Below are 1,945 nucleotides of genomic sequence, written 5' to 3'. Positions count from 1 at the left end.
ATGTCATTGCTGACTATAAACTGATCCCCTTTGCTGCCTGAAAATTGATCCCCCTACTATAGTTTTCTTCAGGATAATAAATTCTGGAGGAGGGAATGATTCAATTAGAGGAGTCAAGAATGATTCATATTTTGTACAAGCGGGGATACAGTAAAAAAGGGATTGCTAGAAAATTGGGGATGTCGATAAATACTGTTCGAAAATATCTTAAAAGTGGTTCAGAGCCTTATTACAAAAGACGTGATAAAAAACCATTAAAGCTTGACCCCTATAAAGCATATATTCAAAAAAGATTAAAAGATGCAACACCGCATTGGGTACCAGCTACTGTGATTTATCGAGAGATTAAATCGTTTGGTTATGATGGATGCAGCTCCCAGTTAAGAGCCTATATGCATACTTTAAGGTCAAGAAATGAAGAGGTTATTGTTCGATTTGAAACAGAGCCTGGACAGCAGATGCAGGTGGATTGGGCTCAATTCCGAAGAGGAAAGGATAGATTAAGTGCTTTTATTGCAACCATGGGATATTCCAGAGCGTCTTATGTAGAGTTTGTCAGCGATGAAACCTTGGAAACATTTATTGCATGTCATAAAAATGCATTCGAATATTTTGGTGGAGTTCCTTATACGATCCTATATGACAATATGAAAACAGTCATTATTGAACGAAATGGATATGGCCCAAGCCAACATCGATTTCAAGCTGGTTTTTGGGATTTTGCAAAACATACTGGATTTCGTCCTAAAGTGTGTCAACCTTATCGGGCACAAACAAAAGGTAAAGTCGAACGCTTTATTCATTATTTAAAATACAGTTTTTATTTTCCTTTAGTTGGTCAATTGAAAGCGCTTGGCTTAAGTTTAGATAAAGAGACAGCCAATATGCATGTTTTAAAATGGTTAAATGAAATTGCTAATCAACGAGTACATGCTACAACAGGAGCAATTCCATTCGAACGACTTCTTGATGAGCAAGCGACACTACAACCGTTGTCATCTACCTATTCTGGTAAATTATTTTCTCATTCGGAAAATAAGGAGATTCACTATTTTAGCTTTCAATTATTAGACAACACGACAATGCAACATGACTTGTCAATTTATCAGAAACTACTCGAGCGCACAGAGGAGGCTGCATGAATATTCAACATGAGCGTATTTTATCACTATGTGAACGCTTGAATTTATCAGCGATAGCGACAAATTACTCTTATTTAGCTCAAGAGGCAGCAACTCATAATCAAGGATTTAGTGATTTTTTAGAAAGTGTATTGACTGTGGAGTTACAGGAAAAACAGTATCGAAGTCGAACCCTGCTCACTAAAATGGCTGGTTTTCCAATGATTAAAACAATAGATGATTTTGATTTTAAATTTGCTTCTGGTGTACCAAAAAATAAAATCCGAGAGCTGACTTCTTTGGCTTTCATTGAGCGACAGGAAAACATTTTATTACTTGGTCCTAGTGGATTAGGCAAGACTCATTTAGCGATTGCTCTGGGTTATTTAGCAGTTCAAGCAAACATTAAAACAAAATTTATTAGCGCAGCAGATTTGATGTTATTGCTTGAAACAGCTCATCGCCAAGGGCGATATAAAGATATTATGCGGCGGGTTATTAATAACGCTCGACTGCTCATTATTAATGAAATTGGATATTTACCAATGAACCGAGATCAGGCAAATCATTTCTTCCAGGTTATTGCAAATCGCTATGAAAAAGGTTCTATTATTGCCACCTCCAATCTTGCTTTTGGTCAATGGGACAATACTTTTGCCGGCGATAAAGTATTAACAGCAGCTATGCTCGACAGATTGCTCCATCATGCTCATGTCATTCAATGCAGAGGTGATAGTTACAGATTAAAAGACAAATTTAAGGCCGGTTTAATTCAAAATCAAAAGGAGGAGCAAAATAATATAACTGATTAATTTTTTTACCCG

At 36.5% G+C, this 1,945-nt stretch carries 2 protein-coding genes; both read left to right on the top strand.

Translation table 11 applies throughout. The annotated features are described in order from the left end of the window. Positions 1-95: 95 nt before the first annotated feature. The gene (gene istA, locus CC34_RS0110075; RefSeq protein ID WP_032830385.1) at positions 96-1,142 is read left to right on the top strand and encodes an IS21 family transposase; all 1,047 of its coding nucleotides are present in this window, start codon (positions 96-98) and stop codon (positions 1,140-1,142) included. Next, on the top strand, positions 1,139-1,933 hold the full coding sequence (gene istB / locus CC34_RS0110070) for an IS21-like element ISLpn12 family helper ATPase IstB (RefSeq protein ID WP_028379465.1): 795 nt from the start codon (positions 1,139-1,141) through the stop codon (positions 1,931-1,933). The genes istA and istB overlap by 4 nt, the downstream gene beginning before the upstream one ends. Positions 1,934-1,945: the final 12 nt, after the last annotated feature.

Source organism: Legionella pneumophila subsp. fraseri (assembly GCF_000586315.1).
GTDB classification, from domain to species: Bacteria; Pseudomonadota; Gammaproteobacteria; order Legionellales; family Legionellaceae; genus Legionella; species Legionella pneumophila_B.
This window is presented reverse-complemented; position numbering and strand designations above follow the sequence as displayed.